The sequence below is a fragment of the Streptomyces synnematoformans genome, assembly GCF_039531005.1.
GTDB lineage: Bacteria > Actinomycetota > Actinomycetes > Streptomycetales > Streptomycetaceae > Streptomyces > Streptomyces synnematoformans.
Genome location: NZ_BAAAPF010000011.1, coordinates 36754 through 53277, shown reverse-complemented (window position 1 = coordinate 53277; position 16524 = coordinate 36754). Strand labels below are relative to the sequence as shown.

General features: G+C 69.2%; 11 protein-coding genes and 3 pseudogenes. 9 read left to right on the top strand and 5 right to left on the bottom strand.

Going from position 1 to position 16524, the window contains the following annotated elements; translation table 11 throughout:
• Positions 1-433: 433 nt before the first annotated feature.
• From ABD317_RS04525 to ABD317_RS04510, 4 genes and pseudogenes are all read left to right on the top strand, one after another.
• Positions 434-2470 (top strand): family 43 glycosylhydrolase, encoded by a 2037-nt coding sequence (locus tag ABD317_RS04525; protein WP_344288038.1) that lies wholly within the window; start codon positions 434-436, stop codon positions 2468-2470.
• A 122-nt stretch (positions 2471-2592) separates the two neighbouring features.
• Entirely contained in the window at positions 2593-4068 is a 1476-nt protein-coding gene (locus ABD317_RS04520; RefSeq protein WP_425582266.1) for an RICIN domain-containing protein, read from the top strand.
• Positions 4065-4592 (top strand): annotated as a pseudogene (locus ABD317_RS04515) (RICIN domain-containing protein); the annotation flags it as partial. The gene ABD317_RS04520 and the pseudogene ABD317_RS04515, both read left to right, overlap by 4 nt.
• A gap of 18 nt (positions 4593-4610) precedes the next feature.
• Positions 4611-5495: pseudogene (locus ABD317_RS04510) on the top strand (family 43 glycosylhydrolase); the annotation flags it as partial.
• Positions 5496-6683: 1188 nt separating this feature from the next.
• Here the strand turns inward: ABD317_RS04510 and ABD317_RS04500 are convergent.
• Positions 6684-8084, bottom strand: coding sequence for an FAD-dependent monooxygenase (locus ABD317_RS04500; RefSeq protein ID WP_344288034.1), 1401 nt, complete (start codon positions 8082-8084; stop codon positions 6684-6686).
• A gap of 331 nt (positions 8085-8415) precedes the next feature.
• Here ABD317_RS04500 and ABD317_RS04495 point away from each other — a divergent pair, with 331 nt between their 5' ends.
• Positions 8416-8838, top strand: coding sequence for a winged helix-turn-helix transcriptional regulator (locus tag ABD317_RS04495; protein ID WP_344288032.1), 423 nt, complete (start codon positions 8416-8418; stop codon positions 8836-8838).
• Here ABD317_RS04495 and ABD317_RS04490 read toward each other — a convergent pair.
• The 3 genes and pseudogenes from ABD317_RS04490 to ABD317_RS04485 all read right to left on the bottom strand — a co-directional run.
• Complete coding sequence (locus ABD317_RS04490) at positions 8819-9025, bottom strand: hypothetical protein (protein ID WP_344288030.1); 207 nt, start codon at positions 9023-9025, stop codon at positions 8819-8821. The two genes, ABD317_RS04495 and ABD317_RS04490, sit on opposite strands and share 20 nt — an antisense overlap.
• Positions 9022-9309, bottom strand: coding sequence for a DsbA family oxidoreductase (locus ABD317_RS37740; RefSeq protein WP_425582267.1), 288 nt, complete (start codon positions 9307-9309; stop codon positions 9022-9024). Before ABD317_RS37740 ends, ABD317_RS04490 begins: the two co-directional genes overlap by 4 nt.
• A pseudogene (locus ABD317_RS04485) lies at positions 9236-9697 on the bottom strand (DsbA family protein); the annotation flags it as partial. The gene ABD317_RS37740 and the pseudogene ABD317_RS04485, both read right to left, overlap by 74 nt.
• 392 nt (positions 9698-10089) lie before the next feature.
• Here ABD317_RS04485 and ABD317_RS04480 point away from each other — a divergent pair.
• Positions 10090-12855: a helix-turn-helix transcriptional regulator gene (locus ABD317_RS04480; RefSeq protein ID WP_344288026.1), complete on the top strand. Its 2766-nt coding sequence runs from the start codon at positions 10090-10092 to the stop codon at positions 12853-12855.
• A 330-nt stretch (positions 12856-13185) separates the two neighbouring features.
• Complete coding sequence (locus ABD317_RS04475; protein ID WP_344288024.1) at positions 13186-13692, top strand: hypothetical protein; 507 nt, start codon at positions 13186-13188, stop codon at positions 13690-13692.
• A gap of 385 nt (positions 13693-14077) precedes the next feature.
• Here the strand turns inward: ABD317_RS04475 and ABD317_RS04470 are convergent, their stop codons facing one another.
• Positions 14078-14626 (bottom strand): hypothetical protein, encoded by a 549-nt coding sequence (locus tag ABD317_RS04470; protein WP_344288022.1) that lies wholly within the window; start codon positions 14624-14626, stop codon positions 14078-14080.
• Between the two features lie 419 nt (positions 14627-15045).
• Here ABD317_RS04470 and scoE point away from each other — a divergent pair, with 419 nt between their 5' ends.
• Together scoE and ABD317_RS04460 are read left to right on the top strand one after the other, a co-directional pair.
• On the top strand, positions 15046-15936 hold the full coding sequence (gene scoE, locus ABD317_RS04465; RefSeq protein ID WP_425582265.1) for a (3R)-3-[(carboxymethyl)amino]fatty acid oxygenase/decarboxylase: 891 nt from the start codon (positions 15046-15048) through the stop codon (positions 15934-15936).
• The gene (locus ABD317_RS04460) at positions 15933-16484 is read left to right on the top strand and encodes an FcoT family thioesterase (RefSeq protein ID WP_344288018.1); all 552 of its coding nucleotides are present in this window, start codon (positions 15933-15935) and stop codon (positions 16482-16484) included. The genes scoE and ABD317_RS04460 overlap by 4 nt, the downstream gene beginning before the upstream one ends.
• The last annotated feature ends 40 nt before the right edge of the window (positions 16485-16524 follow it).

The following is a 16524-nucleotide window of genomic DNA, read 5'->3' as shown; positions in this document are numbered from 1 at the left end:
CGCTGGCGCACAACCCCGCCTACCGCAACGACATGACCGTCAAGGGCTACATGCAATCCCACCACGTCGACTACTTCCTCGGCGCCGGCATGACACAACCCCCGCGGCCCGACATCACCTACCCCGGTAGGTGACGGACGAGCGAGTCACGTGTCCACGTGCGCCGGCGCCGTACGGCCCGGCCCGATCAGCGCCGCGCGCCGGCGCACGTGGACACCTTCCCCAACCCTGCCATCGGGAGGAATTGATGAAACCGCTCAGCAAGGCCTCGAAACTCGGGGCCGCCGTCGCATTGTCCATGGCGTTGGCGGTTCCGCTCTCCGCGAGCACGACCGCGGCGCAGACACCGGCGGCGCAGACAACAGCAACGCAGACACCGGCAGCAGCGCCGCCGGCAACAAGGCTCAACGATCAGGGTCCCGAAGCCAAACCGGTGCAGGAGCGCGGCTTCGATCACCTGGTCTCGGACTACCAATCACGCGACAAGGCGGACTACACGGCCGAATCCTGGGCACCCTTCGCCAAGGCGTTGACCGCCGCGGACGTTGTCGCGGACGACACGTCGGCCAGCAAGTCGGACGTGGCGGCCGCCAAGACGAAGCTGCAAACGGCCGCCTCCGAGCTGGAGCCGCTCCAGTCGTCGTTCGAGACCATCACCAACGACACCTTCTGGAACGACACCGACGGCAATCCCATCTACTCTCAGGGCGGCGGGGTCTTCAAGTTCGGCGACACCTACTACTGGTACGGCGTGCACTACCTCGGCGCCGAGTCCTACCGGGCCAATCCGACGCGGAAGTACGACGACCAGGTCAGCTTCAGGTCCATCCCGGTGTACTCGTCGCAGGACCTGGTGAACTGGAAGTTCGAAAACCGCGTCGCGACGACCTCCACCGACGCCGGCGACGGCGCCACCATGGGTGGTGCGGGCTGGATCGGGCGGCTCGGTGTCACCTACAACGAGAACACCGGCAAGTACGTGCTCGCCGTCCAGATGTGGCACCCCGGCCGGGGCGGGCACGGCGTTTTGCTGCTGCAGGGCGACTCGCCGACCGACAGCTTCGACTTCGGCCACTTCCAGACCTGGGTCGAGAACTCGCCGACGTCCGGCACCGGAGACCAGACCGTCTTCACCGACGACGACGGCACGGACTACCTGATCTTCTCCAACCGCGAAGGACGCTCGCGCGGCTTTGTGTCGAAGTTCCGGGAGTCCGACTCGCTGCGGATCGAGCCCGGCGTGGAGATCCGCCGCGGCGACGGCCGCGAGGGCAACGCCATGTTCAAGCTCGACGGCAAGTATTACCACGCGGCGTCGGACCTGCACGGCTGGAACACCTCGGTCAATTACGTCAACGAGTCGACCAGCGGCAACATCCAGGGTGACTATTCCGGCGAGTTCGTACTCGACGGCACCGAGATGGACTACAGCCACGTGACCCAGACCGGGTTCTTCGTGACGGTCAACGGCACCGAGCAGAGCACGGTGATCTACGCCGGCGACCGCTGGGCCGACTTCGCCTGGAACGGCATCGGATACAACCAGTGGGTACCGATCACCAAGACCGGCTCACGGCCGGAGTTCCACTCCATGAGCCAGTGGCAGTTCAACGCCACGACCGGAGAATGGCGCGCCGGGCCGGCGAACAACTACATCCTCAACCCGGACATCCAGGCCGACCGCATCATCGTCTCCAACGTACGGGGATGGCAGCGGACCGGCGGCTGGTCGACAAACGTCGAGGGCGGCGCGAACGGGTCCCGCTTCGCACTCCAGGTCGGTGACAGCGGCGGCGTCGAGCAGCGCATCGAGTCCGTGCCCAGCGGCGAGTACACCCTGTCCCTGCACGCTCGGGGCAGCTCCGGGCAGGTCGTGGTCACCGGCGCCAACGGCAGTCAACGCACCCTGAGCGTCCCGTCGTCCGGCGGCTGGACCCAGCGCGAGCTGACCGGCATCGAGCTGCCCAGCGGGGCCGCCACCGTCACCGTCCGGGCGTCGGGTTCCGGCGGCTTCACCGTCGACCAACTCTCCCTCGTCAAGACCGACGACGGCCCGCCGCCGGAGCCGCCGGGGCCGCGTTACGAGGCAGAGTCCGCAGCGGCGGAGTGCCAGGGCACGATCGACTCGGACCACGCCGGCTTCTCCGGCACCGGGTTCTGCAACGGTGACCAGGCCGCGGGTGCCTACGCACAGTTCACGGTGACCCCGGAGGCAGACGCCGGTACGGCCACGGTGGAGGTCCGCTTCGCCAACGGCGCCAGCGACGGAAACGCCCGGCCGGCGAACCTGGTCGTCAACGGGACCACGGTGGACACCGTCTCGTTCGAATCCACCGGTGCCTGGTCCACCTGGGCCACCAAAACCCTCACCGTGTCACTCGACGAGGGCGACAACACCATCCGGCTCGACCCCACCACAGCAGCAGGGCTGCCCAACGTCGACTACCTGGAAGTCGGCACCACCACCTGACACCTCCACGGCGCTTCCGGGCAGCAGCACGCGCTGCTGCCCGGTCAGGGTCCGTCACACGAACGGACGTTCAGTGTAAGTGCTCACACTCTCATCGACCCTCACTGATGAGGAGGCCGAAAATGCGCTTGACGAGATCACGACTGGTGATCCACAAGGCAGTGACTGCGGCCATCGCGCTCGCGGCAGGACTGCTGGTCCACATCCCCGCCAGCGCGGCGCAAGAGTCCGAGCCGTACGCGGGGTACCTGTTCACCTACTTCACCGGTGAGGGTTCGAGCAACGGCGAGCAGATCTACTTCGCGCTGAGCCGAGGCAACGATCCCCTGCACTGGCGCGAACTCAACGGCGGCAACCCGGTGCTCACCTCCGGGGTCGGCGAACGGGGGATGCGTGACCCGTTCATCATCCGGTCCGCGGACGGCTCCAAATTCTATCAAATCGCCACTGATCTGCGGATTTACGGCAACGGGGACTGGAATCGGGCCCAGCGGCACGGGAGCAAGTCCATCGTGGTCTCCGAGTCGGACGACCTGGTGAACTGGAGCACGCCGCGGCTGGAGCGCGTCTCGCCGGACACCGCCGGCAACACCTGGGCGCCCGAAGCGTTCTACGACGAGTCGCTCGGCGCGTACGTGGTGTTCTGGGCGTCCAAGATCTACGCCGCCGACGACCCGGACCACACCGGAAGCTCGTACAACCGGATGATGTATGCCACCACCCAGGACTTCCGGACGTTCAGCCCGGCAAGGGAGTGGTACAACCCGGGCTACTCGGTGATCGATTCCACGGTGCTTGAGCACGACGGCACGTACTACCGATACACCAAGGACGAGCGGGACGGCGCCACGTGCGGCAAGTACATCACCTCGCACACCTCGACCTCGCTGACCAGCACCGACTGGCGGCTGCAGGCCGAGTGCATCGGGCGGGGGACGATCAACCAGGGCGAGGGCCCGCTGGTGTTCAAGTCCAACACCGAGGACCGCTGGTACCAGTTCATCGACGAGTACGGCGGCCGCGGGTACGTACCGTTCGAAACCACCGACCTCGCCGGCGGCCGGTGGACCGAGTCCTCCTCGTATGACCTGCCGTCCTCACCGCGCCACGGCACGGTGGTGCCGGTCACGGCGGCCGAATACGACCGGCTGGAGCAGACGTACGCCGGCGGCGGTGGCGACGCGGTCACCCTCGCCGCCCGGCATAGCGGGAAATGCGCCGACGTGGCGAGCAGCTCGACCGCGGACGGTGCCACGTTGCAGCAGTGGTCCTGCCATGACGGGACGAACCAGCAGTGGACGCCGCGGGATCTGGGCAACGGCTATGTGCAGCTGGTGGCGCAGCATTCGGGGAAGTGCCTGGATGTGGCCTCCAGCTCGACCGCGGACGGTGCCACGTTGCAGCAGTGGTCCTGCCATGACGGGACGAACCAGCAGTGGCAGCTGCGCGACGCCGGTGACGGATACGTGTCGCTGGTCGCCCGGCACAGCGGAAAGTGCGTGGACGTCTCCAGCAGTTCCAGCGCCGACGGAGCCCGGTTGCTCCAGTGGTCCTGCCACGGCGGCACCAACCAGCAGTGGCGACGGAGTGCGGCATGAACCCCGCACGGAGAGGACATCGGATGAGCAGGCCCCTCAAGGCCGCGCTGACCGCAGCCCTCGGCCTGGTGCTGTCCGCGCCGCTCAGCGGGCAGGCGCATGCGGACGAGCCGACTTCCCTCGCCGCCCTGCACAGCGGGAAATGCGTTGCGGTGGTCGGCGGCTCGACCAGCGACGGCGCGGAGACCGGCCAGTGGCCCTGCGACGGCGGCACGAACCAGATGTGGGACCTGCGGGAGGTGGGCAACGGCCACGTGCAGGTGGTCGCGCAGCACTCCGGCAAGTGCCTGGACGTGGAGGGCAGCTCGACCGCCGACGGCGCCAGGGTGCTGCAGTGGTCCTGCCATGACGGGACGAACCAGCAGTGGCAGCTGCGCGACGCCGGTGACGGACACGTGTCGGTGGTGGCCCGGCACAGCGGGAAGTGCCTGGACGTGTCCGGCGTTTCGAGCGAGGACGGAGCCCGCACACAGCAATGGTCCTGCCACGGCGGCACCAACCAGATGTTCGGGTTCGACCACGACGGTGAGGGCGGCAACAACAACCCGGCGCTGCCTGGTCTGTACGCCGACCCCAACGTCGCCTTCTTCGACGACCGGTTCTGGATCTACCCGACCACGGACGGGTTCGACGGCTGGAGCGGCACGCAGTTCAAGGCCTTCTCCTCCCCGGACCTGGTCAACTGGACCGACCACGGGGTGATCCTCGACCTCGGCGAGGACGTCTCCTGGGCGGACCGCAACGCCTGGGCGCCGGCCATCGCGGAACGCGACGGCAAGTACTACTTCTACTTCAGCGGCGGCAAGGCCAGCGGTGACACCCGCAAGAACCTGGGCGTCGCGGTCGCCGACTCACCGGCGGGCCCGTTCCGGGACGCGCTGGGGCGACCCCTGGTCTCGGCGGGATCCTTCGGCGGGCAGATGATCGACCCCGCGGTGTTCACCGACGACGACGGGCAGCCCTACCTCTACTGGGGCCAGGGATATGCGCACCAGGTTCCGTTGAACGCGGACATGGTCTCCTTCGACCGGGCAAAGGTGGAGACGTACCAGCCGAGCGGCTACAACGAAGCCGCCTTCGTGTTCAAGCGCGAGGGGCGCTACTACTTCCTGTGGTCAGAGAACGACACCCGCAGCGAGAACTACCAGGTCGCCTACGCGACGGGGCCATCGCCGACGGGCCCGTGGAGCCGCAAACAGGTCATTCTGCGCAAGGACCTCTCGCTCGGGATCAAGGGCACCGGCCACTGCTCCGTGGTCCAGGCACCGGGGCGGGACGAGTGGTACATCGCGTACCACCGGTTCGCCATCCCGAACGGTGATGGCACACACCGGGAGACCGCGATCGACCGGCTCACGTTCAACGCCGATGGCACCATCAAGCCGGTGACACCGACGTTGCAGGGTATCGACCCGGTGCGTCCCTGATACCTGAGAGCGTCAAACCTCATGGGGCGGAATACGACACAAAAAGAGCTGCTGGCCTGCATTCCCCGCAGGTCAGCAGTTTGTTCCGAAGTGCCCCCGGCGGGGGACCCAGAACATGGGAACAGGGAGAACCGCTGGTCGGGGGTGGGCGACTGGTGATTCAGATGATCACCCGACTAAACCGGTAGATAGGTGATGCTCAACCGTACGTCCGCCCCTGGTGGCGCGCTAAGCGGGTGGGAACGGCTGTGACCAGCGGGTTGATGGCCCTTCGCCTACCGCGTGCCCGCTTTCGACGTTTTGGCAGGGCTTCATCAAGATGGAGGTCACCTCCCGCGGCGACCTCGTCACCGCCGATTCTGTCGGCGACCCGCGGGCAAGTAATACGCGATGGGGGTCGGCGATGTGGCGGAGTTTCGCTTCAACGTATAGGCCACGCGATGCCGTGGTTCCGGCGAATTAGCAAACCACCAGGTCAGCGGGGGTGGTCTGAATCCGGGCCGCCCCCGTTGGCGTACCGTGGCTGGATTTTGGCTGGAGAGCGCTCAACGGCGAGTCAGCGCACGGGGCGCGGGCGGACGGCGTGTACGCCCGCGCCGGCCGAGCAATCGGGGGAACGCACCCCGGGGACCCGGCGTGTGTGAACGGCACCGTCGCCGCCCCCGTGGGCCGCTGGGCGGAGCCGCCCGGGTCTGGAGCCGGTGCCTGCCAAGGTCGCGGGGGTGCGGTCGAAGGCGCGGCGGCTGGTGGAGCAGGGCTGGGCGGTGCCGTTGGAACCGGGGGTGTTCAGAAGTCGACCGGAACGGCTCGCCACTTGATGCCGTTGTCCGCGACGTAGCGGATCGCATCGACCATCTGCCGGTCACAGTAGCCCTCCGGCTACCCGCCTCGCCCGGACAGCCGGGCCGGCAACGGCAGCAGCGGGCGGACGGCCTCCCACTCCGCGTCCTGGCGCGGATGGCGGCGAGGAAGGAGTGCGCGAGCATCGCGAGGGTCAGCCAGCGCAGCCAGGGGGTGTAGCGGCGGACCTGGTGTTCGTCCCAGTCCCGCGGTCGCCTGGTGGAGCTTCGGGGCATACCAGCGCCCCGGTGCCGATGGCTGTGGCGGTGACCATGGAGGAGTCGCCGGTCGCGTAGACGACGGTGCCGCGGCCCCCGGGAGAGCTTTCCCGGGGGCCGCCTCTTTCTGTCAGGCCAGGGGCAGTTCCGCCATGGCGTCCGCCAACTGCCCGGCAGTGTTCCCGGCGGCCCATAGGTGCCCGTCCGGGCGTATCAGCGCGGCGGCCGTGGGCCAGGGCAGCTCGGTCTCGTACAACCGGAGGTCCGCGCTCGTGGCCAGGTCCTTCAACGCCGGGCTGGCTTCCGGGGCCAGCAGCACCGGGCGGCCCGCGCGCAGCAGGTGGAGCTGCTCGCGGGTGGTGGCGGGGAGGCGCCGGCCTGCCAGGGGATGGGTGCCCGGATAGCGCACGTCCAGCGCGGTCACCGTGTGGGCCAGTGCGGTCGCCACGTCGGGATGGGTGCGCAGCAGATCCGCCATGAACCGACGCAGGGACAGGCCCTCCTCGCTGGTGGCGGTGATCAGGGCGGTCTGGGCCTTGGTGTGTTCGCCCAGGGCCACGCCGACGGGGTGGCGTTCCGGGTGGTAGGTGTCCAGCAGGGCCGCGTCCGCCCGGCCCTGCTGGACCGCGGCCAGTTTCCAGCCCAGGTTCATCGCGTCCTGCAGGCCCACGTTCAGTCCGATGCCACCCGCCGGGAAGTGCATGTGCGCGGCGTCGCCCGCCAGAAACACCCGGCCCTTCCGGTACTCCGCCGCGAGCCGGGTGGCGTTGCCGAAACGGGACAGCCACACCGGGGAGTGCAGGCCGAAGTCCGTGCCCGCGATCCGTTGCGCCGTCTCCCGCAGGGACTCCAGGGTTGGGGTGGGAGCTGACGGGGCGTACCCGGTGACGCGGTAGTGCCCGCCGGGGATCGGGGCCACGATCAGCGCGCCGTGTTCGTTGTGCCAGGAGCCCGGCTGCTCTGGCGGGTCGGCCAGCTCGACGTCGCCGAGGAAGCCGAAGACGGTCGAGTCGGTGCCGGGGAAGTCGATGCCCGCCGCCTGGCGCACGGTGCTGCCCGCGCCGTCCGCCCCGACCACGTGGTCCGCGGTGATCTCGTACTCGCCGTCCGGCCCGCTGACCCGCAGCGTCACGCCCTGTTCGCCCTGGCTCAGCCCGGACACCTGGTGCCCGCGCCGGATCACCACCCCGAGGGCCAGGGCGTGCTGTTCGAGCAGTTCCTCGGTGCGCAGTTGCGGGTGCGCGAGCATGAACGGGAACGGCGTGGCCAGCTCTCGGAAGTCCAGGCGAACAGGCAGCATGCCGAAGTGCCCGTCCGGCACGGGCAGACCGCCGTCGAGGAAGGCCTGTTCCTGCCCGCGCATCGCCAGTACCTCGATCGTGCGCGGGTGGATGGCCAGCGCCTTCGAGTGCGGGCTGCGCTGCTCGGCCCGTTCCAGGACCAGCGGTCGCCCGCCGCCCAGGGCCAGTTCCGCCGCCGTCCACAGCCCGACCGGGCCCGCGCCGACCACGATGGTGTCGTGTGCATTCACAAAGATCACTCTCCATTGAATCGAGGTGTGACGCGTGCGGTGATTCCGGCCGCGCTGAGGTGGGGTACGGGTGCGGCGCCGAGGTCGCGGTGACCGACCTTGCGCTCCCGGCCTTCGCGGAAGGACCGGGCGGCCTGGCGGGAGACCGAGGCCTCACCGAGCGCGGGTGAGCCGATGTGAAGCAGGCAGGACATGGAGGGGTTCCTTCAGAGTGGTTTGAGAGCGCGCTCCGGTGACCAGGGAGAGGGCCGGAGTCGTGGATTGGTGCGTGGTCGCCCCGCGGGCGTTACATACTGGTAGTGCGGTTGCACCCGGATGAGAGGGAATCGGGATGGCGTCAGCGCGACAGATCAGTGGTCCGTGTCAGGCATGGCCGGAGGACAGCGCCTTCATCCGTGAGGTGCTCGACCGCGTCGGCGACAAGTGGACGGTGTTGACCATCAGCACCCTGAGCGCCGGCTCATTGCGCTACTCCGACTTGCAGGCGAGCATCCCGGGGATCTCCCAGCGGATGCTGACCCAGACGCTCAAGCATCTCGAACGCGACGGCCTGCTCACCCGGACCGCGTACGCCGAGGTCCCGCCGCGAGTGGAGTACGAGCTGACGGACCTGGGCCGGTCGCTGATCGACGCGGTGATGGCGATGGCCGATTGGGCCGCCACCCACCACGGCGAGATCGCCGGCAACCGGGCCGCAAGCGAGCTGACCGGAGTCGGCCGAGCCAAGGCCGCGGTCAGCGCGTCGGCAGGCTGAGGTGCCGGTGGCACTCATCGGTCCGCAGCGTTGGGTACATCGAGCACGTCGCCCGCGGCACCTCGTTGTCCGCCTCGGCGCTCGCCGCCTCGTCGGCGGTGTCGATGTGGCACACCCCGGTGTGGGGATCGCACCACCCGCCGACGGGAGCCGCCACGATCTGAAGCCCGTCCTTCGCCTTGCTCATGACACACGCTCACTCGGCACGGGCCCGGCCGCCTGCTCCAGCAACCGGGCATAGACGGCGACCTTCTGCGCGCCGGGGGCGGCGACCCGGCGGTCGAGGACGACGAACGGAACGCCGGTCGCGCCCAACTCCACACCCGCGCGGCGGTCGGCGCGCACACGGTCGGCGTACTCGTTGCTCGTGAGGATCTCGCGGCCCGTCCAGCCCGACCGACTCCGCGACGCCTGCCAGCGCGTCCGCGTCGTAGGGGTTGAGGGTGCCCGCGAAGAAGCCGTCCTGGGCATCGGAGAAGAACTCGAACCCGCGGCCCTGATCGTTGGCGTACTGCACCACGCGGTGCAAGCCGAACGTGTTGGCGTTCAGGCGGTCCAGAGAGTACTCGAGCCCCTCCTTGCGGGCCATGGCTTGCATCTGGCGCTCCGCCTGGAGGACGTGGGCGGCGGTGCCGCCGTGGGTCCGGATGAAGCTCTCCTCGTTCTTCTCCAGCTCCTGCGGCGCCTCCGGGTCTAGCTCGAAGGATCGCATCATGATCTTGAACCGATCCGCATCCGGGCGCTGTGAGATCGCGGCCTGGAGCCGGTGCTTTCCGACGTAGCACCAAGGGCAGCCCAGGTCAGCCCACACCTCGATGACGACCTGCGACCCCGTGGATCGTGTCGATTGCTCAACCATCTTCCTCACCTCACTAGCAGTGCGTAACCTCATCATGAGTGAGTATGAGAGGGCCTGCAAAAGGCACTTTCACGTGCGTGGGCAACGCCCGCGCGATGCGGCCGTGGAGGGGTGCTGCTGAACGCCGGGAAGAGGTGACGTGATGAGGCGGGATCATCGACAATGAGTGACATGGCCCGCCACTCTCGACGTGTCGCCCTCCTCAGCCGATGCCGGAAGCTGCCGCACAGTTCGGCATGTCGTCAAAGGTCCCACGGGCGGCGGCGCGTTCGCGTAGGCGGAAGCCGCCCATCCGTTCGTCCCGCGTCCACAGGAAGTCGCCCGGGTTCGCCGGGGTGGACCGACATGGGATACGTGGGCGGCCCGGCATCCCGGTGTGTCGGCCGGCGCCGATGAGCGGAACGACGCTCCGAGGCCGGCGGGCCGAATGTGAGGTCGTCGACCGGTTGCTGGGCCGGGCGCGCGACGGTCGCAGCGGCGTGCTGGTGGTGCGCGGCGAGGCCGGCATCGGTAAGACGGTGTTGCTGGAGTACGCCGGCGTCACCGCGCGCGGGTTCCGGGTGGAGCACGCGGTCGGCGTGGAGTCCGAGATCGGATTCGCGTTCGCCGGGTTGCACCAGATGTGCGCGCCACTGCTGGGCCGGCTCGACGCGCTGCCCGAACCGCAGCGAGTCGCCCTGGACGTGGCGCTGGGGCGACGTACCGGTGCCCCGCCGGCCCCTTTCCTGGTCGGACTGGCTACGCTCAGCCTGCTGGCAGAGGTCGCGGAGGACCAGCCTCTGCTCTACCTGGTGGATGATGCGCAGTGGCTGGACGCTGCCTCCGCGCAGACGCTGGCGTTCGCGGCGCGGCGCCTGCACGCGGAGCGTTTGGCGTTGTTTTTCGCGATGCGTGATCCCGGCCCCGAGTCGGGTGAGGCTGAGACGTTCGCCGGGCTGCCGCAGCTGCGCCTGGACGGACTCGGCGAGACGGACGCGCGGGCGATGCTGGCCACGGCCGTCCACGCCCCGCTGGATGAGGGCGTGCGCGACCGGATCGTCGCCGAGGCACGGGGGAACCCACTGGCGCTGCTGGAGCTGCCTCGAAGCGTGGAGTCGGCAGAGCTGAGCGGGTTCGGGCAACCGATCGCGCAAAGCGTGCCGAACAGACTCGCGGAGAGCTTCCGGCGCCGGGCCGGCAGTCTGCCCAGAGACACGCAGATGCTGCTGCTCGTCGCGGCGGCGGAGCCGCTCGGCGACCCGACGCTGTTATGGCGCGCTGCCACGCAGCTCGGCATCGGTGCCGAGGCTGCGGCACCGGCGGAAGCGGCGGGGCTGCTGGAGATCGGCACCAGGGTGCGATTCTGGCATCCGTTGGTGCGCTCGGCGATCTACTGGGCCGCTGGACTGGCTGAGCGCCGCCGCGCGCACTGGGCGTTGGGCGCGGGGACCGATGCACAAGCCGACCCCGATCGCCGTGCCTGGCACCGCGCGCAGGCCATGCTCCGGCCCGACGAGACGGTCGCCGCGGAGTTGGAACGCTCAGCCGACCGGGCCCGGGTCCGGGGCGGGCTGGCCGCCGCGGCCGCGTTCCTGGAACGAGCGAGCGCGCTGACCCCCGCGCCCGCAGAGCGGGCGCGCCGGGCGCTGGACGCCGCGTACGCCACACACCACGCCGGGGCGCCCGACGCCGCCCTGGAACTGGCGACAGTCGCGGCGGCCGGACCGCTGGACGCCATGCAGCGTGCCCGGGTGGAGTTACTGCGCGCCCAGGTGGCGTTCCACACCACCCGCGGCAACCAAGTGCCGGGGATGCTGCTGGACGCCGCCAGGACGCTCGCCCCGCTTGATGCCGCGCTGGCCCGCGAGACCCGCCTGCAGGCGCTTGAGGCGTCCATGCTCGCCGGTCCGCTCGGCCGCGACCGCGGTGTGCTGGAGGTGGCCGAGGCCATCCGGGCAGCGCCCGCACCGCCCACACCACCGGGGCCGGTCGACCTCCTGCTCGACGGGCTGATGACCAGGTTCACACACGGATACGAGGCGAGCGTGCCCGGCCTGCGCCGGGCGCTGGAAGCCCTCGGCCGCCCGGGGCACGGTTCCCGCACGGTGGCGGTGGACGACGGCGACAACCGCCGCTGGCTGTGGCTGGCCTGCCGTGTCGCGACGACACTGTGGGACGACGAGCGACTGTACACACTGTCCGGCCGCAACGTCCGGCTCGCCCGCGAAACCGGCGCGCTGGCCACGCTCCCCACCGCGCTCAACCACCACGCCGCCGTGCTCGTGCTCACCGGCGAGCCCGCGCACGCCGCTGAGCTGGCAGCCGAGTCCGCGGCGATCACGCGGGCGACCGGCGGTGCGCCGGCTCCCAACACCGGGCTCCTGCTGGCCGCCTGGAGCGGTGGGCGGGCCGAGGTCTCCGAGCTGTATGCGGCCAGCGTCCAGGACGCGACCGAGCGGGGCGACGGCACCGTCGTCACCTTCGCCCTGTACGCGCTGGCGGTGCTGCACAACGGCCTGGGCAGCTACGACGCCGCGTTGAGCGCCGCGGAGCGGGTGTGTGAGTACGACGAGGTGGTGTACAGCAGCTACGCCCTGCCGGAGCTCGTCGAGGCGGCTGTGCGCAGCGGCCATCCAGCCCGCGCGGCCACCGCGCTGGAGCTGCTCAACTCACGGGCTCGCGCCAGCGGTACCCACTGGGCGCTCGGGGTGGAGGCGCGGTCGCGGGCGTTGATCAGCACCGGGACGGCCGCCGAGAAGCTCTACCTGGAGGCGATCGAGCGGCTCGGCCGCTGCCGGATGGCCGCCTACCTCGCTCGCACCCACCTGGTCTACGGGGAATGGTTACGCCGCCAACGCCGCCGCCGGGACGCGCGTGAGCAGCTGCGCACCGCGCACGAGCTGCTGTCGGGCATGGGCATGAAGGCGTACGCGGCACGCGCCGCCCGCGAACTGCGCGCCGCCGGCGAGCAGCCCCGCAAGCCGACCGCCCGGCCGACCGATGCGCTCACCGCCCACGAGCTGCACATCGCCCGGCTGGTGGCCACCGGGGCCACCTCCAGGGAGGTCGGCGCACAGCTGTTCCTGAGCCCGCGCACCATCGACGCACATCTGCGCAGCATCTTCCGCAAGCTCGACATCACCTCCCGCCGCCAACTCCGGAACCTGTCGCTCCCCTGACCCCCGACCGCCAGGCGCCACGCCGGGGCGCCCGGGAGACATAGGCGACTATCGCCGATGCGACCGCCGCGCGGCAGCGGCAAGGATGGACACGCGTCCGGAGCAACCCGCTCCGGACAACGCGCGGACGAGACGTTGACGTAGATGTGCCGCATCACGCCACAGCGTCTCTACCGCGCCCACGACAACTGACGTGCACTCATGAGTGAGACTCCGCAACGGGGTCCCGGACTGGGTGCGACGTTCGACCTAGGGAGAGCTACGATGCGCCACACGTTCAAGCGGAGTTTGACGGTCGCGTTAGCGACGCTCACCGCCTCAGTCGTCAGTGTGGGACTGTCCACCACCGGCGCGAATGCCGCCACCGACCAGACCCAGCGCGCCGACAACTGTGTCGTCAACGTCGATTCGGGCAGCAAGCAGTGCTTCGGCACCTTCCGCGAGGCCATTGCGGCCACCACGGACGGAAAGATCACCAACGCGCCGCTGTCCGCCAAGCACATCGACCAGAAGCTGACCGACCGTCTCAGCGCCGCATCCCACACCACAGGGGCGCAGGCCGTGCAGCTGGGCGTCGTCTTCAGGGACTCGAACTACGGGGGCAGTGCCCAGGTCTTCGAGGCGTCCAGCGGGTGCCAGAGCGGAAACGGCCGGGACTTCCAGATCGACCTGTCCGGCAGCTGGAACAACGCCGTCAGCTCGCTCACCACGCTCTCGTGCTGGCTGGAGCTGTGGGACGCCCCCGGGACGGCTGGCTTCCACCAGGAGTACCAGCAATCCACTTCGTATGTCGGGGACGCCATGAACGACCGGGCCTCCTCGATCGCCTTCCTGTAGACCACCGCACGGTGCCCACCCCGCGAACCGCGGGGTGGGCCGGGGTGTCGCGGAAGACGAGCCTGGCGCCGCCGGGCTCCTCGTCGAGCCGGACGAAGCGGGCCTCCGCTCCGCGGAGGCGATCCTCGTCTTATGCCGATACGGGCAGGGCGGGGAGCGTGCCAACCCTGCCGAACGATCATGCAGAATGCCCTGGGGCCGGGCGGCCTGGCGTAGGGGTGCAGGGTGGGCACTCGCCGGGCAATGGATCCGGCGTGAATAGGGTCAAGAACCCGCCGGTTCCGGCGGCTGGATACTCGCTGGATCCAGTCCGGCCCTCCGGCGTTTCCGCAGGCCAAAACCGTGCGCCCGGCGTTCCGGTTCTATGAGGTTTTCTCAGCCGAGTTCATCGCCATGAGGTGTTGAGGACGAGGGCTGCTTTGGCGATGGTGCCGATGCGGCTGGGGCTGATCGTGACGTGTTGGAGTGCGCGCCAGCGTTGTTTGAGTTCGGCCGCGGCACGTTCGCCCAGGGATCGGATACCGCGCAGGAGCTTGTTGTGAGCGGCGATGAACTGCATGTTCCCGGCGAAGTGCTTGGCCTTGCCGGAGTACCACAGGTCGTTGCCTCGCTCGGTGGCCCCGGCCACGCGGTCGCAGGAGATGAGGGTGCCGTCCAAGACCACGTGGGTCATGCCCTTCTCCCGGCAGCGGGCCAGGACCTCGTGCAGGTCCGGGGCCCGCGCGGCCAGCAGGTCGATGCCTTCGTGGAGGTAGCGGTAGCCGGTGGCCTGCGATATTCCCGCTTCGCGGGCCAGGCAGTGCACGCATCCGGCCTCGCGGAACCAGCGCAGCACGAGCACGGCTTGGCGAAATGGCCCCAGCGCCCGGCTCCCGCGCGGGGTGCCGATCCGCCGGCGGTGCGCGGCCAGCAGCCGGGCAAGGAACTCCACCACCGGGCGGGGGACATCGAGGCTGACTGCTCACGTGCCCGGCATGGAACGAACGTTTCGAGCGCTGCAGCGCCCCGGCACACCGAGCTCAGACCTTGACGACGGTGACGCGCGCTCTGCACGGGATGGCGAGGTTCCTCGGGATCGGAGGTGAGGACTGTGGCCGGGCCTGGGGCAGCGAGGGCGGTGGCGTGGCGGGTGGTCGGCTCGGTGGGGTGTCCCAGGGTGCGGCGGCGGGAGGGGCGACGGTCTCGTTGGCGGGACCCGCCGGCCAGCAGCCGGCGGACACCCGCGGAACGGCTTTCTCTGGGGGGTACCCCAGCCTCCACCCCAGGTTCGGTACCGGAGCCTCCGTCCGTGCGTGGGCGCGCCTTTACGGTGAGGCTGAGCTCAGTGCCGAGCGCCAGGTTGGAGCAGTGCACGTGATCACTATTCCGCAGGAAAAGTCCCTGATGGGTGTGGCCGTCGACGACATGGACGTCCTCGGCGCACCGGACGCGGACCTCGCGTCGCTGAAGCAGCTCGTCTACACCCACAAGATCGTAGTGCTGAAGAACCAGAAGCTGGACCCGGCCGAATTCGTGGCGCTGGGCAGACGTCTCGGCGAGGTGGAGACGTACTACCAGCCGATGTACCACCACCCCGAGCATCGGGAGATTTTCGTCTCCTCCAACGTGAAGAAGGAGGGGGAGCAGGTCGGCGTCCCTCAGACGGGGAAGTTCTGGCACCACGACTATTCCTTCATGCCGCGCCCGTTCGGCCTGACCCTGATCTATCCCCAGGTCATTCCGCGCGGCGAGCGCGGTACGCTCTTCATCGACCTGGAGGCGGCGTACGAGCAACTGCCCGAGAAGCTGAAGAACGAGATCGAGGGCACCCGCGTCCTGAACAGCGTGCGGCGGTATTTCAAGATACGGCCGACCGACGTCTACCGCCCGATATCCGAGATCATCGCGGAGATCGAGGAAACGACCCCGGCGATCGCCCACCCCACCGTCTTTCCCCACCCGGTCACCGGCCGGCCGGTGCTCTACATCAGCGAGGCGGTCAGCTTCCAACTGGTGGACGGCGAAGGTAAAGCGCTGCGCGACGGGCTGCTGGAGGATCTCTTCACGGCCGTCGGCCAGTCCGACACCACCTTCACCCACCCCGCCATCCACCTGCAGCGGTTCGACGAGGGCGACCTGCTGATCTGGGACAACCGCAGCCTGGTGCACCGAGCCCTGCACACGGTCAATCCCGAACCCACCGTGTCCTTCCGGGTGACCGTCCACGACGAGTACGAGTTCTACCCCGGCATCGGGCAGCCGTGAGGTTCGGCGACGACGAGGCACTGCTGGAACGCGTGCTTCGGGTCTACAAGCCGCATTGCCGGTACCTGGGTTCGGCCACGGTGACGGTCAAGGGGGATCCGGCGGACGAGGGCGGGCAGGTCCGCGTACGCGGCCGGTTCCACATCCCCGAATCGTGCTACATCGATGACACCGGGCACTTCAACGCTGTCGAGTTCAACATCTGCTACAACCAGATGATTTATCTCCTCATCGCGAAGTCGGTCGACGGGCGGCTGATGCGCTCCTTCGACGGCTGGTCCATGGACGACTTCTGGGCGCGGCAGCTGGAAGACATGTTCATCGCCGACTTCCACAGCTCCTTCCGCCGGCCTATGCGCGGTCGCCGTTTCTGGGGAGAACTCGACGTCGTCGAGGCGTTCCAGGGCGACTGGGGAAACGGGCCGTTCCTGTTTCTCCGCACGACGTGCCGATTCGGCGAGACGGAGGAGGCCGCCGCGCACGGCAAGGTGCTGGTCGCCGTGAAGGCCGCCGCCGGCGCCGCGGGCTTCTCCGCCCCGGCGCCGTAGACCGACCAGACCCTGACCACGGATGACACGGGAGTACGGA